Genomic DNA, 23,359 nt, shown 5'->3' with positions numbered 1-23,359 from the left:
CCCACGAAAGAAAATCACTTTTTGAATGAATAATAAATGCAGTGAAATACAATCGGTAGAAAATAGATAAGGAAAAAAATAAAAATAAAAAGTGCAGCAAAGTTAGGTGGCTGGCACAAGCCCACGCTGATAAAAAAACCAAAAGACTACGGCATAATGAAAGGCAAATAGTCTGTTTATTTTTTATTGGTATTTGCCTTTCACCCTTCGGGACTTATTCCGTTTCCTTTTGGTTTTTTTCCCACGCCACCTATGGGATTGCTTTCTTTTTTTTTCTGTTTTTTTTCTTTGTTAAAATATTATGTGCGAAGCGTAGCGAAGCACAGGCAAGGACAAAAGCAGATACAAATTTTAAAGCAAGTATTATGCACTGTCCAAAGGTTCACAGCTTCAATCCCAAAAATCAAACAACTGAATTTGATTTGTTCATTCTCTGCAAAGGTTTAAATAGTGGCAAACCACTTGAAAAACCTTGCCCTAACTGCTTTGTAATTTCCTGTAAAAATTCAGATGAATTTGATTTTTACAAAACGCTTTCTTTCGGCTTATGGAAGGCAAAGCATTTTCAACAGTTTCTTGTTGGTTCGGTTATTCCATTTTTACGGATAGATGATTTCAGGGCTGCTATAAAAGCACAGGCAGAAGCAGTTTCAAAAAATCAATATGCCTTTGCTAAAGATGTGCATAAAGTAAAGCTGATTGAACGCAAGGAAAAACAGATGAAGGAATATTTGTTGCTCTTAGCAGATGTAAAAAGGGCAATGATTTACCGCCACTTAAAAAGGTAATCCAAACGGCTGCCTTTAGCCGATGCACCGCTTTTGCTCATTCAAAATTTAAGATGCAAAGATAGCAAGGCGGGCAACCGCACAGACCCACAGAAAAAAAACCAAAAGACTACGGCATAAACACAAAGCCACCGCACAAGGCTATCATTTATTCCGTTTCCTTTTGGTTTTTTTATCCGCCTTGCAGTGAGAAGCATCTAAATTTTTTCATTATGCAAAAGCATCCACGTATTTCATCAGGCAGCCAGTCAGGCATTTGTCCTTTCACTTCAGTTGCTCTTTCATCGTTTGTGCCTGTTTCCCGTTTCGGGTATCAGCGTTACATCCGCAGGGCTTCTTTCAATTGGTGTCCTTCGCCTGGCATCAGGGTTTATAATCTTCCATGCGGTTGCTGTTTGTGGGTTCATTCCACTGGTCAGCGTTTCCTTTCAGCTTTGCCCTTTTAGGGCATTGCTGAAAAAGAAAAAGCCCCACCAAACTGGTGAGGCATTTTCCTAACTGAAAGAAAGAACAACTTTTACGCAGCTTCAACGATGTTGAGGACGTTGTAAGCACCATTTTTTAAGGAGTACTGAACCCCGTTTACTTCCTGAAAGAACTCAATCAACATCAGGTAGAACTTAGTTCCTGCACCTGCTGGAACAGCAGCCGGTGTGAGTGTAACAGGTGTGTTTGTGCCATCAATAGGCAGGTTTGTTACAGGGCTGTATTCAATTGCACTGGTTCCATTCGCAAAGTCCACAACCGCATAAGCAGATTTCAAACTGATATGAGTTGCACCGGAAGGGTAAGCAATATCGTTGATAGGCACAAAGGCAGGGATGTTGATTGCACCAGTTGCACCAGTTACGGTAAACGGAGCAAACAACACACCACCCAAAGCTGCATTATCGTTGAAGTCAAAATCCTTCAACAATGCCAACGCAGCAGGGTCAGCAATACCAACTGCAACGATACGTTCACCCCTTGCAGAAGTTGTATCATAGTTTTTAATCTGTGTCATGATTTGAGTTAAGCGGCTGGTAACACGACTATCAGCAGCGTTCATCATCAAATTACGGACAGCATTGCGAAGCAATTTGCCAGCAGTTGCAGAACTTCCAAACTCAGCACCGTTTTCACGGGTACGCTGAAAATTCGGGTCGTTTGCAATTCGTTCAGCAGAAACACCGCCTTTGGTTTTCACCAAATGACCGTCCTGCGTTTTGTAGAAAGTCAACTCATCCAGAGTGCCTTCAATTTTCAAAATACCTTTAAGTTTTGCCATTGTTTAAACTTTTTATGGATTAGTAAATCTGTTTCGTTTCATGCTGCTTTATCAGCATTTGAAAACAAAATTAGAAGCACAATCAAGGCTCTGCAAATGTGTAAGGTCATCCGTTCCGTTTATTCCGCATTATTCCAACAAACACACTTTTACCGCCTATGAAAAACAATTATCTTTGCAACATCACTTCCATACTAAAGGCATAGCATCGGTATGGATAGTGTATTAAGTTGTATAATTGAAATAATGAATAGACTGTGCATTTATCCTAAAGACATTCAGGTAATCACAGGCAGAAGCGACAGGTATGGTAGAAACCTCATCAAGAAGATTAAAGACCACTTCAAGAAGCAACAACACCAGGTTGTTACTGTTGATGAGTTTTGCCAGTACATGGGCTTGCAACCGGAGACGGTTACCAAGCAACTTAGGTAAGTAGAAACCTTATCTTTGCTTTTGCTGATGATAAGGCACAGCACACCCTAAAGGCAACAACATTTTTTCTTTTCTTTGTTGTACTCTTGCACTTGTTTTAGTCACCTTTGTTGTCTATTTGTTGCCCAATCTCTGTAAGTGCTTGATAATAAAGGAAGCTATAATTTTTGTATAGGCAAGTAGCTCTCATCTTGTAGTATAGATTACTACTTACGTGTAATAAAAAATACATAAAATGAGCTGCGGTGTTTTCCGTAGCTGTTGTTTCAATTTGTTTTAATAGATACAGGTTAAATTTGTAGAACTGCAAACATGCGGGTTTACCGGCGATTAAAACCTGCTCCGCTACTCTATTACAGCCACCTTATTTAAACTATGTACGGAATTGTAAACAAAGCTATCGAAGAGCTGGTTAAAGAAAACTACGGCGAAGAAAAGTGGGAACTGATTAAAGCCCGCAGCGCTGTAGATGTTGATTTTTTTATCAGCAACGAGCCATATGATGATGCAATTACTTATCAATTGGCCGCTGCGGTGGCAGATGAAATGAAAATTCCGCTAAGCGATGTACTCATCATGTTTGGTGAGCATTGGGTACTAAAAACCGGCAAAGAAAAATATGGTTCCCTAATGGAAGCCGGGGGAAATAACCTCAAAGAGTTTCTTTGTAATCTTCCTTTGTTTCATAACCGCATTATGCTGATGTATCCACGCCTCACACCCCCTGAGTTTAAAATTACAGATATAGAGGCGAGTTCTGTTTGTGTACATTACCATTCAAAAAGACAGGGCTTAAAAGAATTTGTATGTGGGTTGCTGCAAGGTCTTGCCAAGATGTATAATACAACAGTTGTAATTGAACTGTTGCAGAACAGGGATGAAGGCGCCAGTCATGAAATATATAAGGTATCCTGGTAATGCAACTCACATTTGATATAGAACGGTTTGAACGATTATTCCCTTTTCATCTTTTAGTGAATAAGGAATTGAACATTGTGCATGCAGGAAAATCATTGAAGAAAATCATTGATTTATCCAGCGGTGCCGTATTTGCCAACAATTTCACCTTGTTGCGGCCCCAGGTAGAGCAGCCAAGTTTTGAGGCGTTCAGGCTTTTGCAGGATCAATTGGTGATTATTGAAAGCAAACAAACTGATCCGTTTATGTTACGTGGGCAGTTTGAACAAACAGGCAACGAATTGCTTTTGTTTGTTGGTTCGCCCTGGTTTGGATCAATGAAGGAAGTTCGTGAACGGAGTTTAGTGCTGAATGATTTTGCTTATCACGATCCAATGATTGATTTGTTGCATGTCATCAAAACGCAGGAAATTGCAGCAACCGAAATTAAGCAGTTACTTACCACTGTAAATGAACAGAAGAATGCGTTGAAAAATGCCAACAAAGCCATTGAGGATATTGCATTATTTCCAATGCAAAACCCTGATCCTTTGTTCCGTATTAATTTTGAAGGCGAAGTCATTCTTCAAAACCCTGCAGCAGAAAACTTGCCTCCTCAACTTGTTTATAACAAGCTCGTTTTTGAAACTAAACAATTCTGGAAAGCTGTAATCGCAGAAATTCTTCAAAACAGCCCAAAATATTTTTTAAAAGTAGAAGCAGGGCAACAGTTTTATTCGTTCAACTGCATTATGCTGGAAAAGGAAGGTTATATTAATGTATATGGCCGTGATATAACCAACCAGGAACAACTCGATCGTAGTCTTGAGCGATCGGCAAACCGGTTAACTACTCTTATTGCTAACCTGCAATCGGCAGTGTTGTTGGAAAACGAAAACAGGACCATTGCATTGGTCAATCAAAAGTTCTGCGACACCTTCGGTATACCTGTAAGTCCCGAAAGCCTTATTGGAACGGATTGTTCCGAAGCAGCAGAACAAACAAAACATCTGTTTAAAAACCCAGAGCATTTTGTTGAGCGGATTAAAGGAGTGCTGCAGAATAAAACGATTGTATCGGGCGATAAATTAGAACTGCTTACAGGAAAAGTGTTACGCCGTGACTTTATACCAATCTGGAGTAACAATCAATACTTTGGACATTTGTGGGTGTATCATGATATTACTGAAGAAGAAACGAGAGAGCAGGCATTAACCCGGCAGAAAGTTTTTTACGAAGAAATTCTAAATAAAATTCCTGCAGATATTGCTGTGTTTGATAAAGATCACCGCTATCTTTTTTTGAATCCTGTTGCCGTTAAGGATGAAGAGTTGCGTAAATGGTTAATTGGTAAAACAGATGAAGATTATGTGCAACTTAGAAACAAACCAAGGCAGATAGCCAATGAACGAAGAGCGATTTTTGATGCAGTAAAAAAAGAAGGCAAACTGTTAAGTTTCGAAGAACGATTACTGCAGCCCGATGGATCGGAAGTGTATCAGTTACGAAATTTCAATCCTGTATTGAACAAAGAAGGTGAGGTGGAAATAATGATTGGTTATGGGTTGAACATAACTGAACGGAAGAAGATGGAGCAGGCGTTGGAAAAAGCACGTTTTGAAGCTGAGCAGTCGTCTGTAATGAAAGATCGTTTTTTAGCGGCAATGAGCCATGAAATACGCACGCCTTTAAACGGCATCATGGGTGTTACAGGATTACTGGATAAAACAAACCTAACCGAAAAGCAACGTGAGTTTGTTGAAATTATAAAAGTATCGGAAGCTCACTTGCTGCGTATTGTAAACGAGGTGCTAGACTTTGAAAAAATTGTAAGCAATGAAATCGTTCTTGAAGAAACAATATTTGACGTTGTAAAGCTGGTTGAAGATATAAGTGGTATATACCGGCTAAATGCAATAGACAAAAATCTGTCGTTTACATTGCTTAGTAACGTTAAGGAGTTGATTATTCGGGCCGACTCATACCGGTTAAGCCAGGTGATTCATAACCTTTTGGGTAATGCCCTTAAGTTTACACAGCAAGGCGAAATAATTGTACAGCTACAAGTAAAACAGAAAGGCCAAACAGAAGTTGAGGTAACAATTCAAGTTCAGGATACAGGTATCGGTATCGATTCAGAATTATTAACGCACATATTTGAGCCCTACTCGCAAGGAAAAAGCGCAATTGCAAAACAATACGGTGGCACAGGTTTAGGATTAGCTATTTGTAAACGCCTTGTTGATTCACAGCAAGGATCAATTACTGTTTCAAGTACAGAGAATGTTGGTTCTGTTTTTACAGTAGCATTTACCTGGCCTTTGGCACAAGTGCAGAAAAATATTGACAATGAAGTAACGAGGCTCACTCCTCCTAAACCAGAAAGTGCCATTCGTATTCTTATTGCCGAAGATGTTGCTATTAACCAGTTTTTGTTAAAACACATGTTGCAAAGTAAAAACTATGCATTTCACATAGCAGATAACGGGTTGGCTGCACTCGAGGAATTTCAACAGAATGATTACGACATAATACTAATGGATATTGAAATGCCTTATATGGATGGCGTTGAAACTACCCGTGCAATAAGAAATCTTCACAATAAACGTAAAGCAGGCGTTCCAATCATAGCCCTTACAGCAAATGCAATTAAAGGTAAAAGTGAGGAATATCTTGAAGCCGGAATGAATGATTTTATTACGAAACCATTTAGCGAACAGCAATTAACTGATGTGCTGCAAAAAACAATTACGCAGTTGCAACAGCAGAAGATGCCAGGCAGCAAAACGAAAGTGTATGATCTTTCTTATTTAAAGAGTTTGAGCAACGAACAATCTTTTTTACTGAACATGATTAATATTTTTGTTGCTTCAACACCTGTTATGGTAGAGGAATTAAAGCTGGCTCTTGACCAGTACAGTTATGATAAAGTTGCAACGGTTTTGCATAAACTAAAACCTGCAGCAGAAACAATAGGAATGACAAAGTTGAAAGTTGAAATTGCTGATATTGAACAGGAAATAAAATTTGCAAACATTAATACCTTATTGCAGAAACGTATAATGCATGTGGTAGATATTTTTAACGAAAGTATTGTACAATTACGTTCGGATTTTTTGTAGTTCTTTATACTTAAAGATTTAAGTATAAAGTATTAGATATGTAGAAAAAGCTGATTGTTTTTTTATCAGAATCAACTTAAACAGTAATGATTCGTTTCTTTGCAACAGATATTTTTCTATAATTTACAACAATAAATATTTTGATTTAGATGGCAATATCAATTCTAATAGCAGAAGATCATGTTTTGATTGCAGAAATGTGGAATGCTGTTCTCGGCAGAAGTAAAGATTATAAAATTGTAGCAAAGACCAGCTCTAAAGGTGATACCGTTGCAGAAGCAACACTGCATAAGCCTGATGTTATTTTACTTGATATCGTATTATCTGATGGATCGGGGCTTGACATTATTCCGCAAATCAAACAAGTATCGCCTCAAACAAAGCTGCTTGCAGTTTCTGCCCATACCGATTTTCCAACTGTGAAACAGGCGTTTGCTGCAGGCGTATTTGGTTACATAACCAAAACATCTCCTTTAAATGAAATGATGGCTGCAATTAATGATGTTGTTGCAGGCAGAAGTTATCGTTGCAGGGAAGTACAGGAGTTAATATCCGGTATTTTCTTTAGCGATAGTTCAGAAAATGTTGAAGCTGCTACTAAGTATCTCACCAAAAAAGAAAAGAAGGTTGCTTATCTTTTTTACAAAGGAATGAGCGCTCGTGAAATTGCTGATCAACTGGATTTAAGTTCCAAAACTATCGATACACATCGTTACAATATTTATCAAAAGCTACAGATTAAAAAATCGGTACAGCTCATTAAGTATATTGATGCTAACCAGCATCTGTTTACAGAAGTAATGGATTAACTACCGGCAACTGTAAGTTGCTTTGTAATATCCTTCTTTAACATACGGCTTATTTTAAAGCCGTATTGTTGTATATGCACTTTTTCATTATCCACGCTGGTAATTTTTTCTTTGTTCACAATGTAAGATTTGCTGATTCGGACAAACAATTCAGGCTTCAGTTTTTGCTGAAGCTCTTTCATTGTTATCAATACCATATGACTCTTTGCGGCAGTAACAACTTTTACATAGTCCTTAGAGGCTTCAAAAAAAAGCACATCAGCGCTGTTCAATGTAATCATCGTTCTTCCTTCTTTGAAAACCAAATTAAGGTTACGACTTTGCTTTTCGGTAAAAGTATTCGCAGACGTTTTTATCTTATCCAGGCGGGTTAATGCATTTGTAAGGCGTTCTTGTGTAATTGGTTTTTTCAGATAATCAATGGCTCCTAACTCAAAGGCAGTAAATGCAAAACCTTCGTGTGCAGTAGTAAATATAACAGCAGGCTTATAAGGTAACTGTTCGTATAATTTTATACCGGATTCTTTGTTTAACTCTACATCTAAAAACAAAAGATCAATGTCCGTATTTGTATCAAAATAGGTTAATGTATCTTTTATGTTTTCAAAAGTGGCAGCAAGGAATAGATCTTGATGTGGCTCAATCAACTTCATAAGGATAGCTCTCGCAAGCGCATCATCTTCTATTAAAACGCATTTCAGTTGTGCCATAAGTTTGAATAAGATAAATACCTTCTGTAAATTATGTAAAAGAAATCATTCCAATATATTTATAATTTACCAGATTGGTTAGCTGTTCCACTTGTTTTAGACATTAAAAAAGGAGATGTAACAACATCTCCTTTTGGTTTTCCATTAATTGCTGCTTTTGTAAAACTTGCATGCAATCGTTATTTTTTACCTCTGAACATGCTTTATAGATGAAAATGACTTCATTAATATTTTGCAAGTTTTACAGTTTGGAGTAATGCTTGATCATTATAGATTTTTACTACATAGTTACCGGAAGGCAATTGATTCATATTTAACCGGAAAGAGTTGCCCGGATTAGTAAATACCTGTTGTAACATTCTTACGCCACTTACATAGTTAATTACTTCCACCTGTATTTTGCCCGCTAATGCCTGATCGCTGTTGATAACGGTGTAGTTTGAAGCTGGATTAGGATATGCAAATATTTTGCCGTTAGATGTTGCAAAAGATAAACGGGCAATATTTGAAATGCTAAATGTAGCATCCTGGTCTACCATTTTAATACGGTAGTAAACATTACCAGTTGATGCTGCTGCATCTTCTGCTTTATAGTTTATTACATTACCGGAATTACCAGCTGCCTTTACAGTTGTTACGGTAACCCATTTAGCTGCATCAGTACTGCGTTGTACTTCAAAATAATCACTGTTAATTTCCTGTGCGGTTGCCCAGCTGAGTATAACTTTACCAGTTGCTTTAGTTGCGCTAAAATTAATTAATTGAACAGGCAGGGGTGCAACAGCAGTTCCTCCAGCTCCCGATGCTGCATTATAAAACAATGCAAAGTTTGTAAACAAGGCACCACCCGGCCGTGCTATCATTTTGTTTGTAATGTTTGCTGTTGGAGGTTGTGTACCTGTCGGAATAACTGTTGTTGTACCATTGTTAGATGTATTGTTACTTGTAGCGTTGTCGAAATTTGTGCCGGATGTAGCAGTAACATTATATGCATTTGCATTTAAATAACTATCGCCGTTAGAAGCACTTCTACGGTCTGCAATTGCTGTTGTGCCAATAATAATTGCACTCTGGTCTTGTAAACGTAAAAAGCCCGGTAAAAAATAGGTTACCGTTGGCGATGTAGTTGAATAGATACCCCATCCAAGTGTAACGCTGGAGTTGCTTCCCAGTGTAAGCGTTACATCATTTATGTGTAATCGTCCACGATGTAAACGGATGGTGCCGCCAGTGCCACCAAAATCACGATACTCGCTTCTGATTTGAATGGTAAAGTCAAACGCACTTAAATTCATGGTGGATGTTACTTCCAGGCTAATGCCGAAAATTTGAAGTGTTGCTCCACTGGTTGGAGATTGATTTGCACCCAAGCTGCCATCGGCATTTACAACTTTCCATATGGAAGAGCGTCTGAAACCATCAGCAGCGGTACCATTTGTAGCAGCCGTTACATTTCCTCCTAAGGTTCCCTGTAAACGATATACAGTTCCAACCTGCGCTTCTGCGCTTAAAGAAATAATTACAAAGAGAGCGAGGGTAAAAAATTGCTTCATGTTTAATTTTTTTTGATAATAAAAATTTGACGTCTGGCGTCAGGTACGGTTTTAAACATGGAGGAAGTGGATGGGTAACTAGAAATTAGTTAGAGGGATCTTCGGCAGGAATCAGATTTGTGCAGGCTGCAACAAACAGCCTTTTCGTTTTCGGAGTTCAAATATATTTCGCCCGTTTGTTATGTGAGGGGTATAATCGACAAAATGCATGTATAATCGACTAAGTGTATTTTCAATTGAAAAGACCACTTTATTTTACAGAATCTAAGGTTAAAAACTGAGTTGGTCTGGGCGTGTTTAGCAAAAATGAGCGTACCGGAAAATTCGGTTGCAGTAAGGTATTGTGTAATTTACAGGCGACACAAAGGGCAAGGAGCAAGTAATGCGTAAGATCTAACAGAACTGAAAACCGGAACTAAATTGTTGCAGTAGGGTACAGCTACAAAGTAACTCTTAAATAAAATAGGATACGGATTTTACAATTGTGGATTCAGGGTAAACTCTTTATCTTATCATAGGTTTTTGGATTTTTAGCCAGCGGGTAATTCCTTTAAAGGATGGCTATATATGGTTTTCCAATTATTATCGTAATTGATAGTACAAAGAAACACCGTATATCTATAGATAAAAATCGTAATACAATGGAAGAAATTGTAAGAGATTAATAAGCGGTGTTGTAGTACTTCAACTACGAGCTTCAAGTCCCTTACACAGTTATAACAGCTAACGTCACATTTAGAAAAAACGATCAGTCAGATATGCTTCACATTGAGTAACTTAAGCCGGTGATTTTATCCGTTCCTTGTGAAAACTCCAAATAAACACTTGTACAAATCATTATAATTGTTGCGTAAACGTATATGCATAGTGAGGTAAACATACTTTTGGGTGTTTCCGGTGGAGAGGCAGTCCGTTTTTTATCACTTCTTACAGAAAATGATCAAATACGTTATCATTGTGAGCGTGCAGAAACGAAGAGGCTATTTCAGCAGAAAGCTACAAAAGGCCAGTATGATCTATACATTGTATCGCTCGATTTTTTAACGAACAACTTTCCCGACTTTACTGCACAATACCCCGGTACAGCAACAATTTTACTTTGTAATGCATCCGACTTTGAAGCAGCTATTCCATATCTGCGAAACGGTATCAGTGATTGTCTGCTTCTAGATTCGTTAACAGCAGAAAAAATAGTAAGCAGTATACGCACAACTATACTTGCAGGTGAGGCAAAGCTTGCGCAGACACAAGCCAATCTTTCAGCCATTGAACGTAGCGGAACAGCGCAAATGCAGGCGAAGCAGGAATTGCAGAAGTTTTATGAACGGTTTATTCGCATCAGCAGCACAACAAACGATGGAGTTTGGGAGTGGAACTTAACTGATAACAGCCTTTGGGCAAACGAAAATCACCAATTGTTGTATGGTTTAACCGCAGCAGATCCTGTACCCAATAAACAAGAATGGGTAGATCGCATTCATCCCGATGATCGGCAACGTCTTCTGGATATGCAGGATCATGCACTGGCTTCCGATACCAACGTATTTATATCTGAGTACCGCTTTCGTACCGGTGATAGTTATAAATACATTTTCGATCGCTGTTACATTGAAAGAGATAACAACGGCACCCCTGTTTTAATGACGGGTAGTATGATGGATGTTACTGAACGCAAAATTGCCGAAGAAAAAATTGTTCATTCGAATGAACGGTTTGAATTAATTGCCCGAACAACCAATGAAGCGTTATGGGAAATGGATCTTGTAACCGGTTACACATGGAGCAACGAAATTCATCAACAGCTTTATGGACTTACATTAGAAGATGAAGCTCCTATGTTTCAGCTTTGGGAGGACAATATCCTTGAAACAGAACGTGCTGCTGTATTAAAAAGTTTTTATGATGTCTTCAATTCAAACGAAAATGTTTGGATAAGTGAATACAGGATGTATAATCATAAAAAGGAAATAATTGCCATTTACGACCGTACATACATTGTACGCAATAACGAAGGCAAACCCATACGAATGACGGGAAGTATGATGGATATTACAGAACGGAAAAAGGCCAGTGAAGCATTGATAAAAAGCGAAGAGAAATACCGTACGCTTGTTGACCAGGCAACGGATGCAATTTTTATAGCCGATCAAACAGGTCGTTTTGTAGTGGTAAACCCTGCAGCTGTCAAGCTATCGCAATACAGCGAAAAAGAGTTGATGGAAATGACTATATATCATCTTACCGACCCTGAGGAAGTTAAATTAAAACCGTTTGCATTTGAGGAAATGAAGTCGGAACGTGGTGCAAGCAGCGAGCGAAGAATGCGCAGAAAGGATGGTGTATTTATCGATATTGAAATTAATGCAAAGTTTTTATCGGATGGACGTTTCCTTGCGTTTATACGGGATATTACTGAACGTAAAAAAGCCGAAACAGAACTTAACAATTCTTACAAGGCAATACGTAAGCTTACATCGCATCTTCAAAATGCAAGAGAGGAAGAGCGTAAACACATTGCCCGTAATATTCACGACGAACTGGGACAGCTGCTAACTGTACTTAAGATGGATATTTCGTGGCTGGGAAAAAAAATAAAAGCATTAAACATTCCTGCTATTACCGAGAAAACAGAAGGCGTGCTTGAGTTGTTGAATAATACAGTGCAGTCTGTTCGCCGTATAGCAGCCGATCTGCGACCCGGTTTGCTCGACGATCTTGGTTTAGTAGCGGCAATAGAATGGCATCTTAGCGAGTTTGGTAAGCGTACAGGAATTCATACCCATTTTGCCACATCAGATGTGCAAACCATTCTTCCAGTAGAACATGCTACCAGCCTTTTTCGTATTTACCAGGAAAGTATGACTAACATTGCACGCCACGCAGAAGCAACAGAAATAACAGTTGAACTGACAGAAGAAAGTAAAAAAATAATATTACGTGTTTCCGACAACGGAAAGGGATTCGATACTTCCATTGTTGTTAAGCGTAAAACACTTGGTTTGCTGGGTATGAAAGAACGTGCGGAGATGATGGGAGGACAATTTACTCTTACAAAACAAATTAATGGCGGCATGCAGATAGAGGTGCAGCTGCCCTTGCATAAAAGCGAACCAATTGAAGCACTTCAGCCTTGATAAACAACCTGACCCAAATCACATAACCGAAACTAATATTCATGCAGTTGCTTTTGCCCGATATTCCACTTCAAACAAAACTACTAAAAACGGCCGACACACTTTTGGCGGTCATTGTTGGCATTTCGCTGCTGATGTTTGCAGGTTGGGCCTTTTCCATCGATTGGTTAAAACACCTGGTGCCGGGCTCGGTTGCAATGAATCCGCTTACTGCTATTTTCTTTTTTCTACTTGTTATTTCGTTTCAGCTAAAGCAAAAGTACAGTTACAATAAAATTGCAGTATTGCTGGCTAACATTGTAAGTGTAGTTATTTTTTTGCTTGCAGTATGGAAAGTGCTATCAGTTATTTATGAGGTACCTTTTTCACTCGATCTGTTATTGTTTCAAAGAGATGTTGCTAACGAGACTGTTGGTGGATTTGCCAATAACATGGCTCCAAACACTGCCTTTTGTTTTATGCTTTCTGCAGCAGCAGTTCTTTTTTCAAACGAAACAAGCAGGAAGAGAGTAATAGTTGTACAAACAGCCATTATTTTAAGTTTAATGCTGGCGGTTTTTTGTTTACTGGGTTATGTTTTTGGCGCAGTGGAGTTTTACGAAGTACAGAATTACATCCCCATGTCTGCAATGTCTGCTGTTTGCTTCTTTCTGTTTTCTGTGGCTTTTTTATTTGCAACCGCAACCGTTGGTATTATGCGGCAGTTTACAAGTATTTACTCTGGCAGTTACATGGCCCGCCAATTATTTATACCCGCTTTTCTGTTGCCCGTTATTATTGGTGTTTTGAGAATTAAAGGACAGAAGGAAGGAATTTACAATCTTGAGTTTGGCTCGGCGCTGTTTGTTACAAGTATGATTCTTGTTTTTCTTTCTTTAATATGGTTGAATACCTATTTACTCAATGCAAGAGAACAAAAGCAAGACGAAACGATTGCAGAAAAAAATCATCTTGCAAATCTGGTAGAACAAACGAGTGATGCCATTCTTTCAACAGATACTGATTTCAATATAAAAAGCTGGAACAAAGGCGCACAGGAAATTTATGGATACAGCAGGGAGGAAGTATTGAATAAGCCAATGGGCTCTTTCCTGCGTACAACGTTATCACCAGAAAAAACGCAGCAGTTATTGCACGAACTGCTGGAAAAAGGTTACTACACGGCCGAATACCAGTTTTACGGTAAGCACCAGCATGTTGTGCATGTACAGGCTTCTGTTACAGTATTGCGCAATTCAAATAACGAAGTAACCGGTTATGTAGCTGTACACAGAGATATTTCGCAGGGTAAACAACTGGAGCAGCAGTTACGGGAGTTTAACAAGCAGCTGGAAGAGCAGGTAAAACAAAAAACCCAGGAACTCACTGATGTATTTGAACGTATTTCAGAAGCTTTCCTTGGCATCGATAACAACAGCAGCATTGTGTATGCAAATAAAAAAGCAGAGCAATTGTTTGGCAACAGCGATCATTCCATCATCAATACTTCCATCTTTAGTTTATTTCAGCAAGCCGATGCAGAAATTGAAACGGCATTGCGTGAAGCACTCGAAATGCGTGAATACATTTATCTCGAAACACTGTTAACAAGGTTCGACAAGTGGTTTGAATTGCATATCTACCCATCAGTATCGGGGCTTTCAGTTTATATGCGGGATATTACGCTGCGAAAAAAAGCATTACAGGAATTAAATGCAAGTGAAGAAAAATACCGGATGTTTTTCGAAAACAGTATGGATGGTATTTTAATCACAAACGGCCAGGGTAAAATTTTTGGTGCAAACAAAGCTGCCTGCAACATCTTTGGTATGTCGGAAGAAGAAATACAAAGTATTGGGCGCAGAGGTGTTTTAGATGAAACAGATCCCAATTGGAAAATATTCCAGGAAGAGCGGGAACGAAATGGAAAAGCCCAGGGCGAGCTTCGTCATTTCAGAAAAGACGGAACCACTTTTTTAGCAGAAATAACATCGGTAAAATTCAGAACTGCATCAGGCGAAACACAAGCGAATACGATTATACGAGATATCACAGAGCGTCGTAAAGCTGAAGAAGCTCTTTACAAAAGCGAAGAAAAATACCGCAACCTTATTGAGCAGGCAGGCGATGGTATCATCATTTTTCAGCCAGATGGATCAATTATGGATGTAAACGAAAGTGCAGCAAACTTTTTGGGTTATTCAAAAGATGCTTTAACGGCGTTTAATATTTCAGATCTGTTGAATGCTGCAGAATTAGTAAGCAACCCGCTTAGGTTCGATCTATTGATAAAAGGCGAGTCGGTTATACAGCAACGAAGAATGAAACACCGTAACGGTTCTTTCATTGAAGCGGAAATAAGGAGTAAGCGTTTACACGACGGAACCAACCTTGCTATTATCAGGGATCTTACTGACCGCATCCAGGCGCAGCAGCAACTGCAGAAAGAAAAGGATCTGTTAGATTCTATCATTAACAGTCTGCCAGGTATATTTTATTTCTATGATCAAAATGGCAAATTCATCAGATGGAATAAACAGTTTCATCTTGTTACAGAATACAGCGATGCTGAAATTGCAAAAATGCATCCCCTCGATTTTTTTGAAGGTGATGATAAACGTTATCTCGAAAACAGGATCGGCGAAGTATTTGTAAAAGGCATTAGTGATGCCGAGGCGCATTTTGTAACCAAATCGGGGAAGCGTATTCCCTACTATTTTACCGGTGCACGTGTTGAAACCGATCAGGGAGTATGCCTGGTGGGGATGGGTATTGATATTACCGAACGCAAACGGGCCGAGCTGGAGCTGCAGGATTCCTATCAACAAATCAGGCGACTTACAAATTATCTCCAGAATATCCGGGAAGAAGAGCGGACGCATATTGCAAGAGAAATTCACGATGAACTCGGCCAGCAGCTTACGGTACTAAAAATGGATGTAGCATGGATGAAGAAAAAAATAACTGCCGGCGATACAGCATCTGTTTCAGTTAAAATGAATGAAATGCTGGAAATTCTGGATGGTGCCGTAGCCTCGGTAAGGCGCATTGCCACCGAGTTACGCCCAAGCCTCCTCGATGATATTGGCTTAATTGCCGCTATTGAATGGCAAATTGATGTATTTAGCAAGCGCACCGGCATTACCGTAAATCTTGAAAAAACAGGCGATCCTTTGTTGCTACCCGATGCGTATGTGACCGGCTTGTTTCGTATTTTGCAGGAGTCGTTAACGAATATCACCCGCCATTCTAATGCCAATCAAGTAGATATACATTTGAAAAATCAAAACAAAGAATTTATTTTGTATATACAAGACAATGGCAATGGCTTTGATATAAACGAAATATCGGGCAAAAAAACTCTCGGACTTTTAGGCATGCGTGAGCGATCAATTGCAATGGATGGTACATTTACCGTAAAAAGCAAACCTGGCGAGGGAACGAAAATAGAAGTGAGAGTGCCTTTAACTTAACCTTGTTTAAGACCTGGAAACAGCATTATGAAAAGAATTTTAATTGCAGACGATCATGCTATTGTAAGGCGGGGACTTCGTTTATTATTGTTAGAAGAATATCCTTCGGCAGAAATTGGTGAAGCAAGCGATGCAGAAACCCTGGTGAATAAAATTATTCAAAACGACTGGGATGTTGTTATCTGCGACATAAGCATGCCGGGCCGAAGCGGGCTCGATGCTTTATCGCAAATAAAGCAAATGGCTCCCAAACTGCCGGTGCTGATTATGAGCATGTATCCCGAAGATCAATATGCGTTACGGGTACTTAAAGCAGGTGCTGCAGGTTATTTAGGTAAAGAAACCATTCACGACGATATTATCAGGGCCATTCAAACCGTTGAATTAGGCAAAAAATTTATTACCCCAACAATTGCCGAAAAACTGGCAAAAGCCTTTGAAGAAGATGCTTCCGATCAACTGCACGAAAAGCTCTCCGACAGGGAGTTCGATGTCTTTAAAATGCTTGCGAGTGGAAAAGCAGTAAGCGAAATCGCCAGCCAGTTTGCTTTGAGCGTTACCACAGTAAGTACCTATCGTTCCCGGGTGTTAGAGAAAATGGGCATGAAATCAAATGCCGATCTTACACGTTACGCCCTCGAAAAGAAACTCATCTGATTGTGTAGTTGTTTTACTACACTTTGTCGGTTAAAGGCTCGATACTCATTTATACTGAAATGGGATAATTTGCCCTTGCAACTTAAATTGCTGATACCTTGGTGTTGATTGTAGATGATAACGTTAGCTATACAGAACGGATGGTTGAAATTCTTTCAGAAGACTTCCAATCAGTTCGATTCTATACGGCTGCCAGCTTTGAAGATGCTGTACCTTTTATCGATTCCATTGATTTACAGGTTGCCATGTTGGATATAAACTTGCCGGGCAAAAGCGGTATTGATTTGTTGAACTATATAAAAAACAACAAGAAACCTTGCCGGGTAATAATGATTACGAACCAGGCATTCGACAGTTACAGGCGCAAATGCTTAGAGTTGGGCGCAGAACATTTTCTCGATAAAACATCCGACTTTGAAAAAATTCCGGTATTGCTTGCAGAAATGCTGGAAAATTAAATAACGATAATTTTTGATGATGACCTATCCTCTTTGTTTAATCAGGATAATTGCTTGCTAATAAAAAAAGGGTATAACATAATTGTTATACCCTCTGTTTTTTAAGGTAGTTACAATACTTATCTCTTCAGGTTCAAAGTAAATACACGGCTGTCGTTGCAATAGCTGCTGTTGCTCCAATACAAACTCTTGTCAGTTGTTTCAGCATACCATTTTGTCCAGTTACCAGGTACCCAAACATCAATACGTACAGAAGTTGCATAAGGAGAAAGACGACCCTGGTAAATGCCTTCTACCCAAATATCTACATAGTGACCTGTGTAGTTATCAAAGTAGGCATAGCAATAACCACGAGTTTTCTTTTCTCTTGGTCCGGCTTCGGGGCCAGGTAAATCTTTTTTCTCTTTTACTTCCTGTGCAATTACAGCTACTTTCTTTTTAGTTGCAGCTTGTGCAGTTGCTTTGTTACCGAATGCAACGGTTAAACCAATTACGGCGAACATGAGAAATACTAACTTTTTCATACTGTTTGTTTTTTTGTTGAGGTTTAAAATTGATGATGAAAGAATTATTGTTTTTTAGGAACGATTTTATATGGTACTGAAAAAATATTTACAGCATCGGGCTGTATGGTTTCTTCGCCACTACCCCTCGTTTGTACAGCATCTGTTTTATTAATACCCTGCATTAATTTTTCAAACGGATTGTTGGGCTTAGGTACGTCACCACGTGAAAGACCATTGTTTGCAAACACCTGACGCAGGTTTAAAGGAGAGCGTGCTGCAACCAGTTTAATTACATTCATACCATCGGGTGGGCCAATGCGAAAGATGCGGGTTAAACGAACGGTATCGCCGGGGTTGATGAAACAATCCATGGGTTGCTGATTGTTTGCCGGAAACAATACATTCACCAGATTGTCGGGTTGTATTTCCAGAATGTTGTAGTACAACCGTTCCTGTCCGTTGTTGATGATGCGTAAATTGTAACGGTCGTCGTGTTGAAAAACGATATTGCCCGATGCATCTGTAATACTCTTCAACGGCAGATCTTTAATGATGGCATTGTTATTTCCTTCTGCTTTTTTATACTCTATCGGCACAAATTCAAACACCACATTCAGCTCTTCGTTTTTCATGTTGAGATTGCGCAGGTAGGCAGCACGTGCATAACCTGCAATTTTTGTATTGATAAAAGCTGCAATGGCTTCATCTGTTGTTTTGTTGCTGTATGCACCTAAACGATAATCTCCCGATGTAGAAATATAAAATGAATCTGCAGAAAAACCATCTGCACCTTGTTCGATAAATACATCACCTTGTTCTGCTACAAGTTTTGCCTGTTTGTTCTGGCTCAGTATTTTTTGTACTTGTTGCTGAAGTTGTGCGTCTTTGATTTTTACCGTTACAGGTACGGTTAAATCGCCAAAACTTACTTCATCTAAAAATACCCAAGCTGTTTTCAAAACATCTTCGCTTAGTTCGGTATCCAGTTCTGCTTCGCTGCTGTAATCGCCGGCGGCAGTAATCACTGCTTTTGCCAAAGGTTTTACAGTTTCTTTGTTGTAGGTATTGGATGGATAGATGAGTAAGGTTGTACCTGCAAACACACTGTAAATTTTTCCGCAGCCGATGGTAATTTTCTTTTTGCCAATAATTTTTTCGGCTGTGTAATAAGTGGGTTTACCTAAAGCCGCACCGCCAAAAATTTCTTTATCAAGGTCGCCTTCGGCATTGGGTGTTTGGCCGGGTACCATTTTGCTCATTTCTAAACGAATGTTATCAAACAAACCTCGATAACTTGTTTTGGCATCGGCTTTTGCCAATGCTTTTGAAAATGCCAACGATAAGCTGCCGCAATGCTCTTCACCACATTCCTGGTTCAGCTCGGAGGCAGCAGATGCAAAAAATGCACTCATTGGAGCAAGGCCTGGTTTGCTTTCGCCCAAACTAAATAATCCTTCGTTGATGGTTTTTGTATTTGTTGCAGGCTTGTATCCTTTTGGTGCATATTTGGTTGTTGTACCTCTGTAGTTGCCTAATCCGGAACGTGTACTCGTACCGCTATGGCAGGCATCAACAATTACCAGCAGGTTGCCGTTGCTGCCTAAATGCTTTCTTATTTCTTCCAGTTTAAAACCGAATTCGTCATCACGCAAATGTTTTTCAGTACCACCTTCGTACTCCATGGGCGAATCGTAGGTAACAAGCGCTTCATCGTAACCATCTGCTTCATCGCCATTATTATCCATTACCTGTTGTCCGTGACCACTAAAATGAAATACACAGATATCACCGGGTTTTGCTTTGGTGATGAGCTGTTGCTGCATGGCCAGCAAAATGCCTTGCTTGGTAGCTTCTTTATCACGAATAATGCGAATGTTTGCTTCTTTAAATCCTTGACGCTTTAAGGACTCTTTAATAAGCGGAATATCGTTTTCTGAATTAAGGGGATTCCAGCCGGTGGAAGGTGCATAGTTAGAAATGGCTACAATTAACGCATACTTCTCGGGTACTTGTGCGGTTACATTTACTAACAGCACATTTAATAATATACAGAAGATCAGCTTCATGTTGTAACGGGTGGTTGTAACAATTTCAGAGCAATAATAGTGATTAAAATAAATTGGTATCATACCCACTTGAAGGTATTTTAGTCTTGTTTTTGAGTTTCATGAAGGCGTTCGCCTCATTCTTTTTATTTTTAGCGCATGTGGGCTGTACTGTTTAATACTGCTGTTGGAATTATTTTTTATAGTTATGTGGGATATCCGTTGCTGTTGTCTGTACTGGCAGTGTTTAAAAGCAGTAAGAAAAACGGGGCAGAGGCAGAATTACCTTTTATTACGGTTATAATAGCAGCATATAACGAAGAAGCAGTAATTGCGGATAAAATTAAAAACACATTTGCTGCAGAATACCCAACTGAAAAACTGCAGGTAATTGTTGCAGCGCAAGGTTCCACCGATGATACTGCTGCACTTGCTTCTTCTTTTTCCGGTGTATTGGTACTGCATTCGGGTTTGCGAAAAGGTAAATCTGTTGCTGTGAATGAAGCTGTGGAAAAAGCCCAAAACCCCGTAATTGTTATTACCGATGCTAACACATCACTTGCTCCGCAGGCAATTAAACAGCTTGTTCTTAAACTCAATGATGATGCAACGGGCGCTGTTGCCGGCGAAAAGAAAGTGGTTGATGCAAGAGGAGTTACGGTATCGGGTGAAGGATTGTATTGGCGTTACGAATCGTGGTTGAAACAACAGGAAACAAACTTTTATACAGTTGTAGGAGCAGCCGGTGAGTTGTTTGCTTTTAAAAAGGCATTGTATGTTCCTATTCCTGCGAATGCTGTAACAGACGATTTCTTTTTGTCGCTGTCTGTTAATATGCAGGGTAAGAAGGTAGCTTATGCTGCAGATGCAGTGAGCACAGAAGCTGCATCGCTTTCACTAGCCGATGAATGGAAACGGAAAACACGAATCGCTGCTGGTGGTATGCAGTCGTTGTTTCTTGTAAAACGTGCATTGAATCCGTTTCGCTACCCGCTGTTAAGTTTCCAGTTTTTTTCGCACCGGGTGTTACGCTGGTTGTTTTGCGGACCGGCTTTAATTGTAATGTTGCTTGCTAACGGTATGCTTGTGCTTACAACAGATGAACTTTTTTATAGTATCTTTTTTTCGTTACAATTATTGTTTTACGTGTTTGCCGCAGTTGGTTATGTTTTGGCAAGACAAAAAAAATCGTTCGTTCTTTTTACTGTGCCGTTTTATATTGTGTTTATGCATGCAGCCATGCTGGCCGGACTCGTTCGGTATTTTACAAAGGGGCAGTCTGTTTTGTGGGAAAAAGCACGGCGTTAATGTTGCAAAACGATTCTTCAATAATTTCACGGTTTAATTACAACTATCAATACAACAGCTTCTATACTAAGCAGCCCCATTGAATACCTGAAAGGTGTTGGGCCTTTGCGTGCCGATCTGTTAAAGAAAGAACTCGGCATTTTTACATTTAACGATCTGCTCGAACATTTTCCTTACCGCCATCTCGACAAAACAAAGATTACACCCATCGGGCAAATCAATATGCAAATGGAATATGTGCAGGTAGCGGGCCGCTTAACTGATTTTGAAGTGGTGGGCGAACGAAAAGGCAAGAGGTTGGTGGCACATATTCGTGATAACAGTGGCACAATGGAGCTTACCTGGTTCCAGGGCATCAGCTGGGTGCAGAAAATGTTGGCCATTGGCGAAGAGTTTTTGGTGTTTGGTAAGTTGGGTTTTTTCATGGGCAAGCCGCAGATTGTACATCCCGAACTGGAAGTACGTACGCCTTATAATGCAGATGGTAAATCGGTATTGGAACCCATTTATCCTGCAACAGAAAAATTAAAAGTGCGTGGGCTCAACGGCCGCAATATTGCCAAGCTTACTGCAGCCTTGTTGCCGCAACTTCACCCGAAAGACTTGCCGGAAAATTTACCTGAACCTATTCTGAAGAAATTAAAATTTCCATCTCGCTACCAGGCTTATTGCGCCATTCATTTTCCAGCCGATCAGGAGCAATACGATGCTGCCTTGCGCAGGTTAAAGTTTGAAGAGCTGTTTATTGCACAGTTGCGGATGGGTATGATCAAAAGTAACCGTCATCGTTTTTCGAAAGGGGTAGTGTTTGATAAAGTGGGCGAGCTGTTCAATAATTTTTACAATCATCATTTGCCTTTTCAGTTAACCGGTGCACAAAAAAGAGTGTTGAAAGAAATCCGGCAGGATACTGCACGTGGTCACCAAATGAATCGTTTGCTGCAGGGCGATGTAGGCAGCGGTAAAACCATTGTTGCCTTGTTAAGCATGTTACTGGCGGCCGATAACGGTTACCAAAGCTGTTTAATGGCGCCAACCGAAATTCTTGCCCAGCAACATTTCAACAGTCTGTCGAATCTTTTGCGGGAAATGCCGCTAACAGTTAAACTGCTTACCGGTTCAACCAAAAAAAAGGAAAGAGAAAAAATATTAGAGGGTTTGCAATCGGGCGATATTCAATTAATCGTAGGTACACATGCGCTCATTGAAGATCCGGTGCAGTTTCAAAACCTTGGGCTGGCTATTGTTGATGAACAACATCGCTTTGGTGTTGCCCAACGGGCCGAACTGCAAACCAAAGGCAAGCTGCCGCCACATGTATTGGTGATGACGGCAACGCCCATTCCACGCACCATGGCAATGACAGCCTATGGCGACCTGGATTACAGTGTAATGGATGAATTACCTCCGGGCCGGAAACCTGTTACAACCGTTCACCGGTACGAAACAGCCCGGCCATCGATCATGGATTTTGTAAAGCAGGAAATTGCCAAAGGACGGCAGGCTTATTTCATTTATCCGCTGATTGAAGAAAGTTCGAAAATGGATTTTGAAAACCTGATGAAGGGGTATGAAGAAGTGAAAGCATTTTTTCCTGAACCGCAGTACTACATCAGCATGGTGCATGGTAAACAAAAACCCGAGGTGAAGGATACCAACATGATGCGGTTTAAAACAAACGACACGCAGATTATGGTGGCCACAACCGTAATTGAAGTGGGAGTAGATGTGCCCAATGCGAGTGTGATGGTGATGGAAAGTGCCGAACGTTTTGGTCTTTCGCAACTGCATCAGCTTCGTGGAAGGGTTGGCCGGGGCAGCGAACAGAGTTTTTGCATTCTTTTAACAGGGAGTAAATTAACGAATGATGCCCGAGAACGGTTAAAGATAATGTGTGCTACCAATGATGGTTTTTTGATAGCAGAAAAGGATCTTGAGCTGAGAGGGCCGGGCGATATTGAAGGAACAAGACAAAGCGGTACGTTAAACTTTAAGCTTGCAAGCATAGTCCAAGACAAAGAAATTCTGGAACAGGCAAAAATCTTTAGCGACGAACTGCTGCAAAGCGATCCTGATCTTTCTTCGGCAGAAAATTTGCTGTTAAAAAACTACCTGTTGTCGAAAAAAGGAAAAACGGAATGGAGTAAAGTTGCGTAATGAAATATGTGCCGGGGTATTTCCGTTTTAAATAATTAAATTCAAAGTCCATTAGATCAGC

General features: G+C 39.8%; 16 protein-coding genes. 11 read left to right on the top strand and 5 right to left on the bottom strand.

The annotated features are described in order from the left end of the window. The first annotated feature begins 365 nt into the window (after positions 1-365). Positions 366-788, top strand: a complete 423-nt coding sequence (locus IQ13_RS10500; protein WP_144886332.1) for a DUF6943 family protein — start codon at positions 366-368, stop codon at positions 786-788. Between the two features lie 517 nt (positions 789-1,305). Here IQ13_RS10500 and IQ13_RS10495 read toward each other — a convergent pair. Then, positions 1,306-2,055 (bottom strand): hypothetical protein, encoded by a 750-nt coding sequence (locus IQ13_RS10495; protein ID WP_144886331.1) that lies wholly within the window; start codon positions 2,053-2,055, stop codon positions 1,306-1,308. Between the two features lie 246 nt (positions 2,056-2,301). On the opposite strand from IQ13_RS10495, the gene IQ13_RS10490 reads away from it, so the two are divergent. The 4 genes from IQ13_RS10490 to IQ13_RS10475 all read left to right on the top strand — a co-directional run bounded on the left by IQ13_RS10490 (position 2,302) and on the right by IQ13_RS10475 (position 7,318). Further along, entirely contained in the window at positions 2,302-2,490 is a 189-nt protein-coding gene (locus IQ13_RS10490; protein WP_199758237.1) for a hypothetical protein, read from the top strand. 375 nt (positions 2,491-2,865) lie between these two features. Beyond that, complete coding sequence (locus IQ13_RS10485) at positions 2,866-3,408, top strand: heme NO-binding domain-containing protein (RefSeq protein ID WP_144886329.1); 543 nt, start codon at positions 2,866-2,868, stop codon at positions 3,406-3,408. Then, the gene (locus IQ13_RS10480; RefSeq protein ID WP_144886328.1) at positions 3,408-6,509 is read left to right on the top strand and encodes a response regulator; all 3,102 of its coding nucleotides are present in this window, start codon (positions 3,408-3,410) and stop codon (positions 6,507-6,509) included. Before IQ13_RS10485 ends, IQ13_RS10480 begins: the two co-directional genes overlap by 1 nt. Positions 6,510-6,658: 149 nt before the next feature. Then, positions 6,659-7,318 carry a response regulator gene (locus tag IQ13_RS10475; RefSeq protein ID WP_144886327.1) on the top strand — a complete coding sequence of 220 codons (660 nt, stop codon included), beginning with the start codon at positions 6,659-6,661 and terminating at the stop codon, positions 7,316-7,318. Here IQ13_RS10475 and IQ13_RS10470 read toward each other — a convergent pair. Beyond that, positions 7,315-8,028 (bottom strand): LytR/AlgR family response regulator transcription factor, encoded by a 714-nt coding sequence (locus IQ13_RS10470; protein ID WP_144886326.1) that lies wholly within the window; start codon positions 8,026-8,028, stop codon positions 7,315-7,317. The two genes, IQ13_RS10475 and IQ13_RS10470, sit on opposite strands and share 4 nt — an antisense overlap. Positions 8,029-8,252: 224 nt before the next feature. After that, positions 8,253-9,581, bottom strand: coding sequence for a T9SS type A sorting domain-containing protein (locus IQ13_RS10465; protein ID WP_144886325.1), 1,329 nt, complete (start codon positions 9,579-9,581; stop codon positions 8,253-8,255). 860 nt (positions 9,582-10,441) lie between these two features. On the opposite strand from IQ13_RS10465, the gene IQ13_RS10460 reads away from it, so the two are divergent. The 4 genes from IQ13_RS10460 (at position 10,442) to IQ13_RS10445 (ending at position 17,282) form a co-directional block, all read left to right on the top strand. Then, positions 10,442-12,715 carry a sensor histidine kinase gene (locus IQ13_RS10460; RefSeq protein ID WP_144886324.1) on the top strand — a complete coding sequence of 758 codons (2,274 nt, stop codon included), beginning with the start codon at positions 10,442-10,444 and terminating at the stop codon, positions 12,713-12,715. A gap of 41 nt (positions 12,716-12,756) precedes the next feature. Next, positions 12,757-16,167, top strand: a complete 3,411-nt coding sequence (locus tag IQ13_RS10455; RefSeq protein WP_144886323.1) for a PAS domain-containing sensor histidine kinase — start codon at positions 12,757-12,759, stop codon at positions 16,165-16,167. Between the two features lie 27 nt (positions 16,168-16,194). Further along, complete coding sequence (locus IQ13_RS10450) at positions 16,195-16,824, top strand: response regulator (protein WP_144886322.1); 630 nt, start codon at positions 16,195-16,197, stop codon at positions 16,822-16,824. Between the two features lie 101 nt (positions 16,825-16,925). Further along, positions 16,926-17,282: a response regulator gene (locus tag IQ13_RS10445; RefSeq protein WP_242009546.1), complete on the top strand. Its 357-nt coding sequence runs from the start codon at positions 16,926-16,928 to the stop codon at positions 17,280-17,282. Positions 17,283-17,401: 119 nt separating this feature from the next. Here IQ13_RS10445 and IQ13_RS10440 read toward each other — a convergent pair whose 3' ends face one another. Beyond that, positions 17,402-17,806 carry a hypothetical protein gene (locus IQ13_RS10440; RefSeq protein ID WP_144886320.1) on the bottom strand — a complete coding sequence of 135 codons (405 nt, stop codon included), beginning with the start codon at positions 17,804-17,806 and terminating at the stop codon, positions 17,402-17,404. Between the two features lie 44 nt (positions 17,807-17,850). Next, a complete protein-coding gene (locus tag IQ13_RS10435) occupies positions 17,851-19,917 on the bottom strand; it encodes a caspase family protein (RefSeq protein ID WP_144886319.1) in 2,067 nt (688 codons plus the stop codon). Positions 19,918-19,992: 75 nt separating this feature from the next. Here IQ13_RS10435 and IQ13_RS10430 point away from each other — a divergent pair, with 75 nt between their 5' ends. Both IQ13_RS10430 and recG read left to right on the top strand, forming a co-directional pair. Then, positions 19,993-21,141, top strand: coding sequence for a glycosyltransferase family 2 protein (locus IQ13_RS10430; RefSeq protein WP_144886318.1), 1,149 nt, complete (start codon positions 19,993-19,995; stop codon positions 21,139-21,141). 36 nt (positions 21,142-21,177) lie between these two features. Beyond that, on the top strand, positions 21,178-23,298 hold the full coding sequence (gene recG, locus IQ13_RS10425; protein ID WP_144886317.1) for an ATP-dependent DNA helicase RecG: 2,121 nt from the start codon (positions 21,178-21,180) through the stop codon (positions 23,296-23,298). The last annotated feature ends 61 nt before the right edge of the window (positions 23,299-23,359 follow it).

This window comes from Lacibacter cauensis (genome assembly GCF_007830055.1).
Lineage (GTDB): Bacteria > Bacteroidota > Bacteroidia > Chitinophagales > Chitinophagaceae > Lacibacter > Lacibacter cauensis.
Note: the sequence above shows the minus strand (reverse complement) of the source record. Positions and strands in the feature narration are given on the sequence as shown.